Here is a 14,907-nt window from a genome sequence, read left to right on the forward strand (position 1 = left end):
GCCCGCGCGCGCCCCTGCCACAGGGGGACCGTCGCACGTCGGCGCAGACAGCACCCGAATTCTCTCCGGAAACCCGCTCGGCGGCCTGTGGCGTCGTGCGAAGAAAGCAGACGAAGAACATGTCTCACGTGCTCGATGCCGTCACCGCCGGCACCATGCGTTCGGACCTCCCGGCCTTCCGCCCGGGTGACACCGTCAACGTTCACGTCCGCGTGATCGAGGGCAGCCGCTCGCGTATCCAGCAGTTCAAGGGCGTAGTCATCCGTCGCCAGGGTTCTGGCGTCAGCGAGACCTTCACGGTCCGCAAGGTCTCCTTCAGCGTCGGCGTGGAGCGCACCTTCCCGGTGCACTCGCCGATCTTCGAGAAGATCGAGCTCGTCACCCGCGGTGACGTGCGTCGCGCCAAGCTGTACTTCCTCCGTGAGCTCCGCGGCAAGGCCGCGAAGATCAAGGAGAAGCGCGACCGCTGAGGTCCTCTTCGGAGTCCGGAGGCGGCCGGATAGGCTCGCCCCCGATATGGACACCGAGGCATCTCACAACGAACGCGGCCACTCTTCCCCCGGTGAGGGGGAGGGGCGGTCGCGTTTCGCGTTCTCCGGGACCCGGTTCAGCCGCCCCGGCTGGTTCACCTGGCGCCGGGCCGGGGTGCTCGGCGTCATCTGTACGGTCTTCCTGCTGCTGCTCAGCAATTTCGTGCTCCAGCCCTTCCTGATCCCGAGCCGGTCGATGGAACCGACCCTGGCGGTCGGGGACCGGGTGCTGGTCAACAAGCTGGCGTACCGGTCGGGCGGGCCGAAGCGCGGGGACCTGGTCGTCTTCGACGGCACGGGCTCCTTCGTACCGGAACGCCCCGGTGACGACGGGAACCCCATCGGCGAGGCCCTGCACGGGGCGGCGTCGGCCCTCGGGCTGGCCGAACCCTCCGACACCGATTTCGTGAAGCGGGTCGTGGGCGTCGGCGGGGACGACGTGGTGTGCTGCGACCCGGGCGGACGGCTGGCGGTCAACGGGAAGCCCGTCGAGGAGCCCTACCTCTACCCCGGTGACACGGCGTCCAAGGTGCCCTTCCGGATCGTCGTACCGCTGGGCACCCTGTGGGTCATGGGTGACCACCGCTCCCAGTCCCGGGACTCCCGGGAGCACCTCGGGGAGCCGGGCGGCGGGATGGTGCCGGTGGACAAGGTGATCGGGCGGGCCGACTGGATCGGCTGGCCGCTCTCGCGCTGGAACTCCTTGGGCGGCGGGCATGGGTAGCCACGGGCGGGGGCGCGGCGAAGATCAGTACGGCGACGGCCCGCACGGCCACGGTCCGCACGGCGGCGATCCGTCCCGGAACGGGCCGCTCGGTGCCGGGGCGCGCGGTGCGCGGGACGGCGGGCCGGACGGGGGGCCCGACGGCGAGGCGGTGCGGGGGCCGGTCCCGGACCGTGGCGTCCAGCCGGTGGAGGCGGCCGTGCCGGATCCGGATCTGGCCGTACTCGGCGGCCGGGCCGAGCGCCGCAGGCTGGCCCGCAAGGTCAGGCGGCGCAGGCGCACGCGCCGGGCGGGCGAGCTGCCGCTGCTGGTCGTGGTGGCGCTGTGCATCGCCCTGGTGCTCAAGACCTTCCTCGTCCAGGCCTTCTACATTCCGTCGGGCTCGATGGAGCAGACGATCCGGGTCGGGGACCGCGTCCTCGTGGACAAACTGACGCCCTGGTTCGGCGCCAAGGTGGAGCGCGGTGACGTCGTGGTCTTCAAGGACCCCGGCGGCTGGCTGCGCGGCGAGGCGGCCAGGGCCGCGCCGGACCCGGTGGTCGTCAAGCAGATCAAGCAGGGCCTGACCTTCATCGGGCTGCTGCCCTCGGCCGACGAACAGGACCTGATCAAGCGGGTCATCGGGGTCGGCGGGGACACCGTCAAGTGCTGTGACGCCCGGGGCCGGGTCACCGTCAACGGCGCACCGCTCGACGAGCCGTACGTGAGTCCCGGCAACTCCCCCTCCGAGCTCCTGTTCGAGGTGAAGGTCCCGCGGGGGCGGCTCTTCGTGCTCGGTGACCACCGGGCGAACTCCGCCGACTCCCGCTACCACCTCGACGAGGCCTTCAACGGCACGATCGCCGAGAGCGGTGTGGTGGGACGCGCCATCGTGATCGCCTGGCCGTACGGGCACTGGAGCGGTTTCGACCAGCCCGCCACGTTCCTGTCCGTACCGGACCAGGAGCGTCGGGGCCGCCGGGGCGCCGGGGACGGGCGCGGGCGTCGCGGCCGACGTGGTCGGTGACGGGGGGCTCCGTTCGCATAGTGTGTCCTAGGTCTCCCGCGCCTAACTTAGGGAACTCCCGCTCGTTAAGGGAGGGGAGGGCCCCCGCCGGTTCGGCGCGGGCGGCACATCGGAGTGAGGAGTGGATGTGGGGGACGTGGCGGTAGGAGCGCGATCCGGACGCGATGAGCCCGAGGAGCAGCGGCCGGAGGCAGCCGTCGAGAACGAGACCCACGACGACGAGGGCGCCCCGCCCGCGCACCGCTCCTTCTGGAAGGAGCTGCCGCTCCTCATCGGCATCGCCCTGGTGCTGGCCCTGCTGATCAAGACCTTCCTGGTCCAGGCGTTCTCGATCCCGTCCGAGTCCATGCAGAACACGCTGCAGAAGGGCGACCGGGTCCTCGTGGACAAGCTGACGCCCTGGTTCGGTTCGGAGCCGGAGCGCGGTGAGGTCGTGGTCTTCCACGACCCGGCGAACTGGCTGGACGGCGAGCCCACTCCGGAGCCGAATGTCGCTCAGAAGGTGCTCAGCTTCATCGGCCTGATGCCCTCGGCCGAGGAGAAGGACCTGATCAAGCGGACCATCGCGGTCGGCGGGGACACCGTGGAGTGCAAGAAGGGCGGCCCGGTCGTCGTCAACGGCAAGTCGCTCGACGAGCCGTACATCTTCCCGGGCAACACGCCCTGCGACGACAAGCCGTTCGGCCCGCTCACCGTGCCCAAGGGCAAGATCTGGGTGATGGGCGACCACCGGCAGAACTCGCAGGACTCCCGTTACCACCAGGAGGACCCGACCCGGGGCTTCGTCCCGGTCGACCAGGTCGTCGGGCGCGCCGTGGTCGTCGCCTGGCCGGTCACCCGCTGGGACACCCTGCCGGTGCCGGACACCTTCGACCAGCCGGGCATCAACAAGAAGCCCGCGGCGACGGCGCTCGGCGCGGCCGCCCCGGCCGGACTGGGACTCGCGGCGGCGGTGCCGATCGTGCTGTGGCGCAGGCGGAAGCTGACCAACGGGCCTACCGCCGGGTAGGGTGCCGCCCAGGTCGACGATCTCCGAGGTGCTGGGGGCGCTGGAATGGGCGGTTCACAAGGTTCGATACGTGGCAGAGATGGCCGCGGCGGGCTCGGCAATGTTTTGTCGGGGATCGCCGTGGCCATCGGTTTTGCCCTCTTCCTGGGCGGTTTCGTCTGGGGCGCGTTGGTGTACCAGCCGTACACCGTGCCGACCGAGTCGATGGTTCCGACGGTGCGGGCCGGGGACCGGGTGCTCGCGCAGCGCATCGACGGCTCCGAAGTGCGTCGCGGGGACGTGGTGATCTTCATGGACTCCGTGTGGAGCGACTCGCCGATGGTCAAGCGGGTCGTCGGGGTCGGGGGCGACACCGTGCGCTGCTGCGACGCCGCGGGGCGACTAATCCTCAACGGCAAGGAACTGGTCGAGCCCTACCTCGCCGACCCGGCCTCCCCGCAGCCCGGGGCGGGCTCGGGCAAGGCCTCGGACATCGCCTTCGAGGTGACCGTGCCGGAGGGCAAGCTCTTCCTGCTGGGCGACCGGCGTGCGATCTCCCTGGACTCCCGCGCCCATCTCCAGGAGGCCGGTCAGGGCATGGTCCCGCGGTCCGCGGTGAGCGCACGGGTGGACGCCCGGGCGTGGCCGGACGCCTCGATGCTGGCGCGGCCGACGGCGTACGCGGCGCTGCCGGGCGGGATCTCCAGCCCCGGGCCGCTGCGCCTCCAGGTGGCCGCGGTGGCGGCCGGGGCGGCGCTGGTGGTCCTCGGGGCCGCCTACGGGCCGCTGGCGAGGCTCCTCGGGCGCTCGGGGCGGCGACGGGAGCGCGCCGGTGCCCGGGGCTGAGGTCCGCGCGGTGTCGCGGGTGGTCCTGCTGGACCCGGCGGACCGGATCCTGCTGCTGCACGGCTTCGAACCGGACGATCCGGCCCGGAGCTGGTGGTTCACCCCCGGCGGCGGCCTGGAGGGCGCCGAGACCCGGGAACGGGCCGCGCTGCGGGAGCTGGCCGAGGAGACCGGGATCACCGAGGTCGAGCTGGGGCCGGTGCTCTGGCAGCGGCACTGCGCCTTCTCCTTCGACGGGCGCCGCTGGGAGCAGGACGAGTGGTACTTCCTGGCGCGGACCGAGCGCACCGAGGTCGCCACGGACGGTTTCACCGAGCTGGAGCGGCGCAGCGTCACCGGCGCCAGGTGGTGGACCTCCGAGGAACTGCTTGCGGCCCATGAGACGGTGTACCCGACCAGACTCGCCGAGCTGCTGCGCACGCTGCTCGTCGAGGGTCCGCCGGGTGCGCCGGTGATCCTGGCCCCGGAAATCGTTTAGGGGCGGACGGGCCTGGCGCACAATAGGGGGACGCACGGCTGAAGGGGAACATGCCATGAGCGCCGAGGACCTCGAGAAGTACGAGACCGAGATGGAGCTGAAGCTCTATCGGGAGTACCGCGACGTCGTCGGGCTGTTCAAGTACGTGATCGAGACCGAACGTCGTTTCTATCTGACCAACGACTACGAGATGCAGGTGCATTCGGTCCAGGGCGAGGTCTTCTTCGAGGTCTCGATGGCGGACGCCTGGGTCTGGGACATGTACCGACCGGCCCGATTCGTGAAGCAGGTAAGGGTGCTGACGTTCAAGGACGTGAACATCGAGGAGCTGAACAAGAGCGACTTGGAGCTCCCGGGCAGTTGACTCACCCTCATGGGTGAGTGAGTTGTCCACAACGCCCCGGTTGTCCACCAAGATCCACAAGGGGGACGCGGACGCGGGACCGTCGGTACCGGAGGTGGTGCCGGATGGACGCGAAGGGCGTGGCACAGGGGGAGGCGTCGGCTCGGCCGACGCCGGCAGGACGTGCGGTGTCAGGACGTGCGGTGTCAGGACGTGCGCACGTGGGGCCCGCGGTGGCGGGCGGCGCGTCCCCGGGACGCACGGCGGCACGGCAGGCGCTCGGGCGGTACGGCGAGGAGCTGGCCGCCCGGCGGCTGACCGAGGCCGGCATGAGCGTGATCGCGCGGAACTGGCGCTGCCGGGCCGGTGAGATCGACATCGTCGCCCGGGACGGGGACGCCCTGGTGGTCTGCGAGGTGAAGACCCGCCGGGCCGCGCGCGGCGGCAGCCCGATGTTCGAGCATCCGATGGCCGCGGTACGGCCCGGCAAGACCGACCGGCTGCGGCGGCTCGCCGGGCGCTGGCTCGCCGACCACGGGGGACCGCCCGCGGGCGGGGTCCGCATCGACCTGGTCGCGGTGGTGGTGCCCCGGCGCGGAGCGCCCGTGGTGGAACACGTCAGGGGGGCGGCCTGATGGGGTTCGCGCGAACCTGTTCGGTGGCGCTCGTCGGCGTCGAGGGCGTGGTGGTCGAGGTCCAGGCCGACCTGGAGCCGGGGGTCGCCGCCTTCACCCTGGTCGGGCTCCCCGACAAGACGCTGGTGGAGAGCCGGGACCGGGTGCGGGCCGCCCTGGTCAACTCCGGCGCCGAATGGCCGCAGAAGAAGCTCACGGTCGGGCTCAGCCCGGCCTCCGTACCGAAATCCGGCTCGGGGTTCGACCTCGCCGTGGCCGTCGCCGTCCTGGGGGCCGCGGAGCGGGTGGACCCGGCGGTGATCGCGGACCTGCTGCTCATCGGCGAACTCGGGCTCGACGGGCGGGTCCGGCCCGTGCGGGGGATCCTGCCCGCCGTGCTCGCCGCCGCCGAAGCGGGGTACCGGCGGGTGGTGGTGGCCCAGCAGAGCGCGGCCGAAGCGGCGCTGGTGCCCGAGGTGTCCGTGCTGGGGGTGCGGAGCCTGCGGCAGCTGATCGCGGTGCTGACGGACGGTGAGGTGCCGGACGAGGGGCCGCCGGACGCCTTCGGGCGCCCCGACGCCATGACCGCCGGACTGGTGGTGCCGGGGGCCGGACTCGGGACGGGGCTGGCGAGCGGGGGGTACGGGGCGTCCGGGCTGCCCGACCTCGCGGACGTGGCGGGACAGCACGGAGCCCGACGGGCCTTGGAGGTGGCCGCCGCGGGCGGGCACCACCTCTTCCTGACCGGGCCACCGGGCGCGGGCAAGACCATGCTGGCCGAGCGGCTGCCCGGGATCATGCCGCCGCTCACCCGGCGGGATTCCCTGGAGGTCACCGCCGTCCACTCGGTCGCGGGCATCCTGCCGCCGGGCGAACCCCTGATCACCACCGCGCCCTACTGCGCCCCGCACCACTCGGCGACCATGCAGTCCCTGGTGGGCGGCGGCAACGGCCTGCCCCGGCCCGGGGCGGTTTCGCTGGCCCACCGCGGGGTGCTCTTCAAGAAGTTTTCCGGCTGAGCCAGGCCGCGTAGGGGTGTTGACCTGCAGTCGAACGTACCGGACATGTCCGCGACGTTGAGGCACGCGGCGGTTGGGTCACCCGCACGGAGTAGAGCGAACACCACTTCATGAAGCTTAGTTCAGGCGTTCGATTCATGGCCTACTTAAAGCTCACGAGCTGGTACTCGCTGTGGCCAACCCATGGATGTGGCGAGCGTTGCGCAGTTAGAGTGCCCACGTGATCAGAGAGCAGTGGAGTGGGGGCGAATGGGAGGTGTACTGCCGGCGCCTCCTGTCGATGCGCTACGACTCGAACATCCAGTTCATTCCCGCTCGCGATGGCGGAGACGGCGGCTTGGAGGCTTTCCGCTTCGACGGGGTTGGCTATCAATGTTATGTCCCGGAAGACGCTTACAGTCTGGAATCACAGACAACTTCCCAGAAACGCAAGATCACAAAAGACATCAAGCGTCTTTGTGACGACGTCGAAGGCACCTGTCGCCTCCTTGGCGACGTGCGCTTGCATACTTGGGTCCTAATGACTCCTGAGTTCGACAGCCGCTCGCTGGTTGAGCATGCGCAGAAAAAGAAGAAAGACGTGTCAGCCATCCTTCCGCGCCCGAAGTGGCTGGCTGATGATTTCAAGGTGTTGGTTATCACTGATGAGGAGTTCGCTCCCGAGCGTGCTCGGCTCGTCGGGCAGGTAGAGACGGAACTGCATCTTGATGTCCCAGATCCGGATGAAACGCTATGGAGCGCTGGCGAGGGTAACGAGATAGCTGACCGAGTCTCCACCAAACTCTCCGTCGTGCCTTCCCTCGCATCTGATCCAGAATGGCTTACCGACTACCGCGACGGGATGCTTAGGGTCTATTTTCGAGGCCAAGCTCAGATGGAGCGTCTCAAGGTGGAGTACCCACCGCTTTATGCGGCGGTAGAGCGCAGACTTAAGTCTGTCCTTAACACCTTGACGATGACTGTTTCCGCGATGGAAAAGCCCGGCACTGAAGTGATCGAGACCCTGGTACGCAGATTGGCGGACGGCCTCAAGAATGACGCGCCAGGTCTATCTAATGTACTTTGTGAGGAGATCGCTTGGCATGCGGTCTCAAGTTGGCTAATTCGCTGCCCACTGCGCTTTAGGAGAGCGGCATAATGTGGTCGACTCTTCCCGACAGCATCCCTCTTGAGTCAATTAATCAGGAAAAGCCGCCGGCGGACTTAGTCGCGCTCAAAGAGTTTCCGAACCGCAATCCCCTCGCTCCCATCGAGCTGCGTCGTGTCCCGTTGCCTGTTCCCACGACGAGCACAGCAGGATGGCGGGTAACTGCTCTCGTGCTAATTCTCGGCAGTTGCAGAGGAAGCTCTGCCACCGTAGAACAGCTGAACTGTCTTCTGTGGGCCATAAGTGATCGCGCGAGCACCGAGATGTTTCTGTCCACGTGGCAGAGCAGTGACCCGCAAAAAACTCCGCTCCGAAAATTCTTCCCGCCACTTGATGACGCCCTCAAGATTGCGCGCTCGGAAGGGCTCGTCGAACAAAAAGGGAAAGTTCGATACGGTCTTACTCTGCTCGGAAAGAGATATCTGAGCCTGCTTCACGCAGATATGGAACTTCTGGAGGAAGAGAAGCGCTTTCTTGCTCCCCTTAGACCAATCTCCACCTCAGGTATGTGGGATAGGCTGGGAGTTATTAAGGCGGCTAGTCGCGGGGAAGCGGGGGCTTAAGCGTGCGGATTCGACTTGTAAGTGTGGAAATCTCGTCTAGGACCGACCGTGGTCTTCTTCGATATGAGACGAACCTCTCGCCTGGCCTGAACGTGATTGCCGCCCCGAACAGTTTCGGTAAGTCCACCTTGTTGCAGGGGATCGTTTACGCCCTGGGGCTTGAAGGAATGTTTTCCTCGAGCAGGAAGCCTCCGTTCGGCCCCGCGCTCCTGACGGTCGCAGATCTTCCCGACGGAACCCGTTCGCCGGTACGTGAATCCTGGGTGTCCCTAACCATCGCAAATGAGCAAGGTGCTCATATGCGATGCAAGCGGTTCGTGCGTGGTGATGGCATCGACGCATCGCTAGTCATGACGTGGAAGGCTGGCAGCCGGGCCGAGCTCGATGGGGTAAGCCGCGTCGACATGTTCGTTCGGCAACCTGGGGCTGCCTTCCGAGAGCTTGGGTTTCATAGAGAGCTGGCCGAGTTTTTGGGCTGGGATCTTCCGACCGTCCCGGGGTTCAACGCTTCTGAAGTTTCACTATATCTCGAGGCCCTCTTTCCACTCTTCTACGTCGAGCAGAAGTCTGGGTGGTCGGGAGTTGCACCTCGGATGCCTACATATCTGGGTATCCGCGATGTGTTGAGACGCTCCGTTGAGTACGTCCTTGGGTTGTCAGCCTTGGAGCGACTTACCGCTTTGGCTGCGGTGAAGAGCGAGGAAGATGACGTCAAGAAGCGGTGGCAATCCGCCAGCGATCGCCTCGGCGAAGCGGCAAAGAGTCTGAACTGCCGCGTCTTCCTGCATCAAGAAAACCCAGTCACGCCTGCTCGTCGGCAACACTGTGTGATCGAGGTGATGGAGGAAGAGTCTTGGGTTCCGCTGGAGCGTCAGATTGGTGTCTGGCGCCAGCGCTTGGCCGATCTGGAACAAGATGGCATCGAGCCGGCGGGTGAACACACACACCAGGCCCGGGAAGAGCTGTCGGCAGCGGAGACCTCGGTGCGTGAAGTAGGCGGGCGTATCCGGCTTATTAATGAACAGCTAAATCTCTCGCGTACGGACTCTGATGCGCTTGCCACTCGCTCGGCAAGTCTCGATATTGAGCGAAATCGCCTCGCGGACCTCCGGAAGCTCCGCGGCCTAGGCAGCACATTGGGGATTGCGTCGGTGTCGAACGATGTTTGCCCCACTTGCGGACAGCTGCTCGATGGGAGGGAAACGGCAACGGGAATCGCAGCCGATCTTGACCAAACCATCGCAGAGATCGAAGCGGAAAGAGAAACGGTTCGTGCGGCGACTCAGAGCGCTGAACGGCGCAGAGCAAGCCTCGAACGAAACCGAAGTTCTCTCCAGGCTGCATTGCACGGGGCCATGCGGCAAGCTAGAGCACTCCGAGACGAGCTTGCTGGTCCTTCGGCGGTGCCCAGCCGTGCACAAGTCCAGCAGCAAATCCTCCTCGCCTCCTCTATTGAAAGAGCGCAACGCTTGCTCGACTTGGCCGACGAGGCTGATGAGTACTTCGATGAATTGGCGCTTCGTTGGCAAGACGTCCGCGACAGATTGGCTGATCTGCGCGATGGAACGCTTAGTCGCACCGATCAGCAGATCGTTTCCAGGATGAATTCAAGCTTCCAAGCTCAGGTTCAGGATTATGGCCTCCGCAGCGTTCCACCCTCCGACTTGTCGATCGATAAATCAGCCCTCATCCCAGTAAACGATGGAGTGGAGCTCACGTTCGACCTGTCGATGGGAATCAGTGCCTCAGACATGATCCGAACGAAGTGGGCATATTACCTGTCCCTATTCGAGGCAGCTATCTCCTCACCCCGGAATCGGCACGCTAGGCTACTTATGCTCGACGAGCCTCGCCAGCAAGAGACCGACCGTAGAAGCCTTGCTGCCTTTGTTAAGCGGCTGGAGAGGGCAGCGGCCAGTGGATGTCAGGTGATCTACGCTACTAGCGAGGATCGGCGAGATCTGGAAGAAGTCCTCCACAATGTTCAGGTCGCGATGCTACCCGCTACTGGATCTCACTTGCTTGCCCCAGCGACGGGCTGAGGCCGCTGCCGCGAAAGTCGTGCCTATCCTTTAACCCCGCAGAACGGACGTTAAAGGATAGGGTCAACGCTTCGCACAGGGACAGGAATTGAAGAGGTCGGGCGTATGGCGTGCCCTACCGACGTCCGCCTACGGCCTGTTTGAGGATGACACGGTTCGCTCGGTTAGCTGGACTTCGAGGTCAGCGATCCGCTTGTCGGCGAAACGGACGTTGTCGCGGGCGGCGGACAGTTTCCCGGTCAGGCACTTGCCCTCGGCAGCCAGCTCGCGGACTCGCTTCTTCAGGTTGCCGTTGTCCGTGATGATCCGGGTGATGTCCTCTTGGGACCATTCACTTCGCAGGTCCCGAACCTGCCCGATCAGCTCGGCGATCTGCTCGCGCTGGGCGAGGATCTCGGCGTGAGCGCTCTTGAGGGCGGCCTCGGTGTTCAGGGCCCGCTCGCGCCAGGACGCTTCGAGTTCGTCCTGGACGGTCTGGCGGTCCTGGACCCGCCTGCCGGCGGCCTGGTTCATAGCCTCGTCGACCAGAGCCCGGGCGTCGGCGTGCTCGTAGAGGAACGTGCGCGAGACGTCCGCGGTCCGCGCGACCGCGGCCATCGTGATGACGGATCGGGTCTTGATCATCTGGTCCAGGGTGTCCTTGATCCTGGCCAGCCCGCCCGCCGTCTTCTGTCGCCGGGCCTCCAAGGCTCGGGAGGTTCGGGCCGCTGGAACGGTGGGGGAGGTCATTCGGTCATCTCCGTCAAGTCGCTGAGGTCTTCGTCGTGGGCGTCGGCGAGGTCGCTGGCCCTGAAGGCGAGGCTCCAGAGCCGATGGAAGTAGTCCTGGGGGCGTCGCAGGTCCAGCGCGAGTGCGTCCTCGAGCAGGCCGAGGGCGGCCAGGGCCTTCTCCAGGCCGTCGATCGCGCGGGCGGTGGGCTCGAAGTAGGCGTGCAGGTAGTCGGCGGTGGCATCGTCCCGGGCGCCCTCGGCCAAGGTCCGCCACTGCTCGGCCTTGCGGCGCCAGTAGAGGAGGTCGGCGCCAGACATGACGAACTTGTCGCAGTTGTGGCAGTCCATGTTCCAGGGGCAGGCGTCCCCGCGGACCACGGGCTGGAAGGTGCAGAAGCCGCCCTCGGCCGGTGTGCTGCGGCGGGCCAGGTCCATGGCCATAGCCTCGGCTTCGGCCTTCGTCATGCCGTCGGCCGGGGAGACGAGGAGCTTGCCCGGGTTGGCCGAGCCGGGGCCGCCGACCCAGACCCGTTCCAAGACCTGGTCGAGTTCCGAAGAGGCGACCTTCGCGTAGTGTTCGGCCATTTTCTGGGAGACCTGGCCGAGGTATTTCTTGATGTGGTGCAGGCCGGCGCCGTGCTTGAGGAGGTTGGTGGCCAGCGTGTGACGTGCCTGGTGGGGGACCCAGGCGCCGATGTCGAGGTCTTCGAGCCAGCTGTTGAAGCCGGTGTGGAAGAAGGTGTACGAAATCGAGATCGCGCCCTTCGGGTTGCGGCTGCGAGAAGGAAACAGGGCCAGTTCCGCTCGTTCCTTCGAGGTGGGTGGCCGGCCGTGACGGTCCTCGAACCGCTCGAGAGTGATCTGCTGGCGTTTCTGCAGCCGCAGGTAGATCGTCTCCGGGATCCGGATCGCCTCGTCGAGATTGCCGACCTTGGTCTGGTCGTGCCAGAGGAACGGAACTTTTCGGTGGATTGCGAGGCAGTCCACCCTCAGCTGCAGCACCTCATTCGCGCGGCGGCCGGTGAACACCAGGGTTTCCCAGGCGTCGCGGAGGCCGTGGTTGTTCGGGTCGTAGCGATCGGCCAGCATCTGGAGGTTCGACTGGTCGGCCAGGGCCCGGGCGACCGGGTCTGGAAACGGGCGCCGGGCCTTGAGGGTGGGGGTTCGGCCGCCTGGCAGTGCGACGACGAACTTCCGCGACAGACCGATCTCCTCTGCCCGTCCGGTGTCCAGGGCCCGCCGCAAGAGTGCCCGGGCGTGGTTAAAGATGAACCGGCCGGTGTTCTCGGTGACCATGCTCGGCTTCCCCTTGTGGCCGCGGACGCCCAGGGCCGGCAGGTTCTCGCGGATCCGCCGGTTGTAGTCGGCGACGAACCGCTCCATGTGATCCGCCTCCAGCAGCTGCGGATCGTGCCCGCCCTGGGGGGCCGTGATCTCCAGGAAGGCGCCCAGCTCGACGCAGGCCCGCCGGTCGTTGTCCAGGGGGCCGGTGCTGCGTGGGCCCTTCGGAGATCGGAGCCGGTCGGCGAGGTGTTCCCAGAGCAGGTCACGCAGCCATCGCTGAGGGACATCGGTGAGGTCCCAGTTGCTGTGACGCTGGGGGAACTTGACTCCGAAGTGCTCGGTCTCGATGTAGCCGGCCTCCTTCGTCTCCTGCATCGTGAAGTAGATGATCCGCAGCTCGGTCAGGGCCTCGTGCAGGATGAACCGCTTTCGGGAGTCCAGCTGACTGCGTTCCTCGGCGAGCTCGGTCAGCGAGCCGACGCGGCGTTCGCGGACCAGGTTCACCAACTGCTGGATCCACCAGGTCGGCCAGTAGGTGTGGGCGCCCCGCTGGGTATGAGCGAACAACGCCCACTGGAACTCGGCTCTCACCAGCGCCGGCAGCCCCTGGAGATTGATCGTTCCGGCCCGCGAGACGGGGTGCGTGGTGTTGCACCAACGCAGGAACGCGGCCTTGTCCCCGTAGAGAATCGGGACGGGACGGCCGACCATCTCGTAGCGGTTGAACCATTTCGGCGGCCTCATGGCGTGACCGGGGCGGCCCTCCGCCTCGTAGCGGGTCTCGTGGACCCAGCAGAGTCCGAGAGGGCTGCTGGCCAGGGACTGGCAGGAGGCGACGACGCAGTCGCCGTAGCCGTGGAACGGCTCGGTCTGTGTCGCGAGCCAGTCCTCGAAGACGAGAGCGGACTCCGCGGCCTCAGCCTTCTTCCAACGACCCCGGTGGGCCAGACACAGCTCGAGCCCGTGGTGGCGGGCCGGACGGACCAGGCAGATCCGGCAGACCGGGGGCTCGCCCATGCGGTCGTAGAACTTGGCGGGCTTCGCCTCGCGCAGGAACTCGCGGCGCGTCCACTGCGGATTGGCCTGGCGGCCGCGTTCCCACTCCATCTTGTGGGGGTGGCACAGATCGCGGGCGTTGGTGCGGGAGTGGTGGCAGTCGTCCACCCGGCAGAGCCATCCGAAGACCGGGTGGTCCGCGGGAACGTGGATCAGTGCCTCGCGGAAGATCGGCTCAACGTGCGGGCCGCCGAGCAGGGCGGTCAGCACCTCCAGGCGGTCGCGAGTCTCCCGGCGCCGGGCGGGATCAACGATGGTGTGCAGCGGCAGCAGAGTGTCACTCACTGCATCTCACCCCACGCCGTCATCAGGGCCACGTTGAAGGCGGGGTCGTTGACATCGACGTGCGCGTAGATCTCATCGACCGTCTGGGTCGAGGCCCAGCCGCCGGCGTCACGGACGATGACCAGGTTGCCCTCCGCGGCGTCCAGCACGGCGTTCGCCCAGGTATGGCGGAACATGTGCGGGCGGATCAGTCCCAGACCGGCGCGGAAGCCGGCGCGCTTGAGCATCTTGCGGGCGCCTTCCGGTGCCCAAGGCAGACCCTTGTCGGGCCCGTGCTGCTGAACCAGCAGCATGCCGTGGGCGGCGCCGCGCGGGTACTCGCCCATCATGTAGTCGAAGTAGGAGTGGATCATCGCCGGGCTGACCCGCTTGATCAGCCCGCCCCGTACCACCCCGCCCTCGAACTCCCAGGGCCACTTCGTCTTCGCGCGGGCATCAGTGACCAGGCCCTCGCGGTGGCAGACGTGCGCGTGCGGAGTGCGGCACTCGCCGCAGGCGGCGTTTTCCCGCAGGTGCAGGTCAGCGAGGTGAAGACCGCAGAACTCGCCGATGCGCAGGCCGCCGTCGCTCAGCCACTCCACGGTCATCCGGTCGCGGGCCGAGTTCACCTCCTCGAGCAGGACCTCGCGGGCTCCGTCCGGCAGCATCTTCTTGTGCCGACGCCGCAGCTCCTTCGGCGCGAGCGGGTTCGCGTCCATGCTCCGCGTGAGGTGGCCCAGCAGAGCACGGTCCTTGTCGCGCTGCGTCGGCAGGCGTTCCAGGTCCAGAGCCTCGGCGACCACCGTGTTGATGCCCAGCTCGGCCTGCCGCAGGTAGAAGCCCTTCAGACAGGCCGCGGCACCCCGCAGAGCGTCGTTCTGATACGGGCGCTTGCCCACCCGCCACGGCGATCCGTACGGCATCGAGACCTTCGCCCCGACCGCCTTCATGTACCGCTGGAGATCCCGGAAGCCCACGGCCTCGGGCGTCAGCCCCTCATACTCGAGCCACCGCAGGTGATCGACGAGCAGATACGCATACGTCCGGTCCGAGCCCCTGCCCGCGTACGGCGCGAGGTACCGCTCCGCCGCCGGATGCAGCCCGCTCATCGAGTCGAAGATGGTGTACGAACGGCTCCCGTCCCGGTGCCGCACCTTCTGCACTCTGAGCTGACCCATCGCCAGTCTCTGTGCCACGTGTCCTCCATGCCGACTGTTCTGACATCGCGAACATCACGACGCCGGTCGGCAAACGAGGTCGCGATGTCCCAGGTCACACCCCTCTACGGACATC

The 14,907-nt window shown here is 67.0% G+C and carries 12 protein-coding genes and 2 pseudogenes; 11 read left to right on the top strand and 3 right to left on the bottom strand.

Annotated features, from left to right (window positions below; translation table 11 throughout):
• The first annotated feature begins 119 nt into the window (after positions 1–119).
• The 11 genes and pseudogenes from rplS (at position 120) to QMF80_RS23645 (ending at position 10,300) form a co-directional block, all read left to right on the top strand.
• Positions 120–470, top strand: coding sequence for a 50S ribosomal protein L19 (rplS, locus tag QMF80_RS23595; protein WP_283456394.1), 351 nt, complete (start codon positions 120–122; stop codon positions 468–470).
• Between the two features lie 46 nt (positions 471–516).
• Positions 517–1,254: a signal peptidase I gene (lepB, locus tag QMF80_RS23600; RefSeq protein WP_283456395.1), complete on the top strand. Its 738-nt coding sequence runs from the start codon at positions 517–519 to the stop codon at positions 1,252–1,254.
• A pseudogene (gene lepB, locus QMF80_RS23605) lies at positions 1,247–2,425 on the top strand (signal peptidase I); the annotation flags it as partial. The gene lepB (QMF80_RS23600) and the pseudogene lepB (QMF80_RS23605), both read left to right, overlap by 8 nt.
• Positions 2,397–3,269, top strand: a complete 873-nt coding sequence (gene lepB, locus QMF80_RS23610) for a signal peptidase I (protein ID WP_283456397.1) — start codon at positions 2,397–2,399, stop codon at positions 3,267–3,269. The pseudogene lepB (QMF80_RS23605) and the gene lepB (QMF80_RS23610), both read left to right, overlap by 29 nt.
• Positions 3,270–3,314: 45 nt before the next feature.
• A complete protein-coding gene (gene lepB, locus QMF80_RS23615; protein ID WP_283456398.1) occupies positions 3,315–4,094 on the top strand; it encodes a signal peptidase I in 780 nt (259 codons plus the stop codon).
• Positions 4,081–4,572 carry an NUDIX hydrolase gene (locus tag QMF80_RS23620; protein WP_283456400.1) on the top strand — a complete coding sequence of 164 codons (492 nt, stop codon included), beginning with the start codon at positions 4,081–4,083 and terminating at the stop codon, positions 4,570–4,572. Before lepB (QMF80_RS23615) ends, QMF80_RS23620 begins: the two co-directional genes overlap by 14 nt.
• Before the next feature lie 55 nt (positions 4,573–4,627).
• Positions 4,628–4,936 carry a DUF2469 domain-containing protein gene (locus QMF80_RS23625; protein ID WP_005311352.1) on the top strand — a complete coding sequence of 103 codons (309 nt, stop codon included), beginning with the start codon at positions 4,628–4,630 and terminating at the stop codon, positions 4,934–4,936.
• Positions 4,937–5,148: 212 nt separating this feature from the next.
• The gene (locus QMF80_RS23630; RefSeq protein WP_283456565.1) at positions 5,149–5,550 is read left to right on the top strand and encodes a YraN family protein; all 402 of its coding nucleotides are present in this window, start codon (positions 5,149–5,151) and stop codon (positions 5,548–5,550) included.
• Positions 5,550–6,545: pseudogene (locus QMF80_RS23635) on the top strand (ATP-binding protein); the annotation flags it as partial. The gene QMF80_RS23630 and the pseudogene QMF80_RS23635, both read left to right, overlap by 1 nt.
• A gap of 223 nt (positions 6,546–6,768) precedes the next feature.
• On the top strand, positions 6,769–7,686 hold the full coding sequence (locus QMF80_RS23640) for a hypothetical protein (RefSeq protein ID WP_283456440.1): 918 nt from the start codon (positions 6,769–6,771) through the stop codon (positions 7,684–7,686).
• A gap of 595 nt (positions 7,687–8,281) precedes the next feature.
• A complete protein-coding gene (locus tag QMF80_RS23645) occupies positions 8,282–10,300 on the top strand; it encodes a hypothetical protein (RefSeq protein ID WP_283456442.1) in 2,019 nt (672 codons plus the stop codon).
• A 129-nt stretch (positions 10,301–10,429) separates the two neighbouring features.
• Here the strand turns inward: QMF80_RS23645 and QMF80_RS23650 are convergent, their stop codons facing one another.
• From QMF80_RS23650 to QMF80_RS23660, 3 genes are read right to left on the bottom strand one after another with little or no spacing between them, the layout of a single operon-like run.
• Positions 10,430–10,987, bottom strand: a complete 558-nt coding sequence (locus tag QMF80_RS23650) for a DUF6262 family protein (protein WP_283456444.1) — start codon at positions 10,985–10,987, stop codon at positions 10,430–10,432.
• Positions 10,988–11,025: 38 nt separating this feature from the next.
• Positions 11,026–13,635 carry a tyrosine-type recombinase/integrase gene (locus tag QMF80_RS23655; RefSeq protein WP_283456447.1) on the bottom strand — a complete coding sequence of 870 codons (2,610 nt, stop codon included), beginning with the start codon at positions 13,633–13,635 and terminating at the stop codon, positions 11,026–11,028.
• On the bottom strand, positions 13,632–14,810 hold the full coding sequence (locus QMF80_RS23660; RefSeq protein WP_283456450.1) for a tyrosine-type recombinase/integrase: 1,179 nt from the start codon (positions 14,808–14,810) through the stop codon (positions 13,632–13,634). The genes QMF80_RS23655 and QMF80_RS23660 overlap by 4 nt, the downstream gene beginning before the upstream one ends.
• Between the last annotated feature and the right edge of the window lie 97 nt (positions 14,811–14,907).

This window comes from Streptomyces sp. G-G2, assembly GCF_030063135.1.
GTDB lineage: Bacteria > Actinomycetota > Actinomycetes > Streptomycetales > Streptomycetaceae > Streptomyces.

Coding starts and splice junctions, on each gene's coding strand:
- rplS (WP_283456394.1), top strand. CDS start 120: ATGTCTCACGTGCTCGATGCCGTCACCGCCGGCACCATGCGTTCGGAC.
- lepB (WP_283456395.1), top strand. CDS start 517: ATGGACACCGAGGCATCTCACAACGAACGCGGCCACTCTTCCCCCGGT.
- lepB (WP_283456398.1), top strand. CDS start 3,315: ATGGGCGGTTCACAAGGTTCGATACGTGGCAGAGATGGCCGCGGCGGG.
- QMF80_RS23625 (WP_005311352.1), top strand. CDS start 4,628: ATGAGCGCCGAGGACCTCGAGAAGTACGAGACCGAGATGGAGCTGAAG.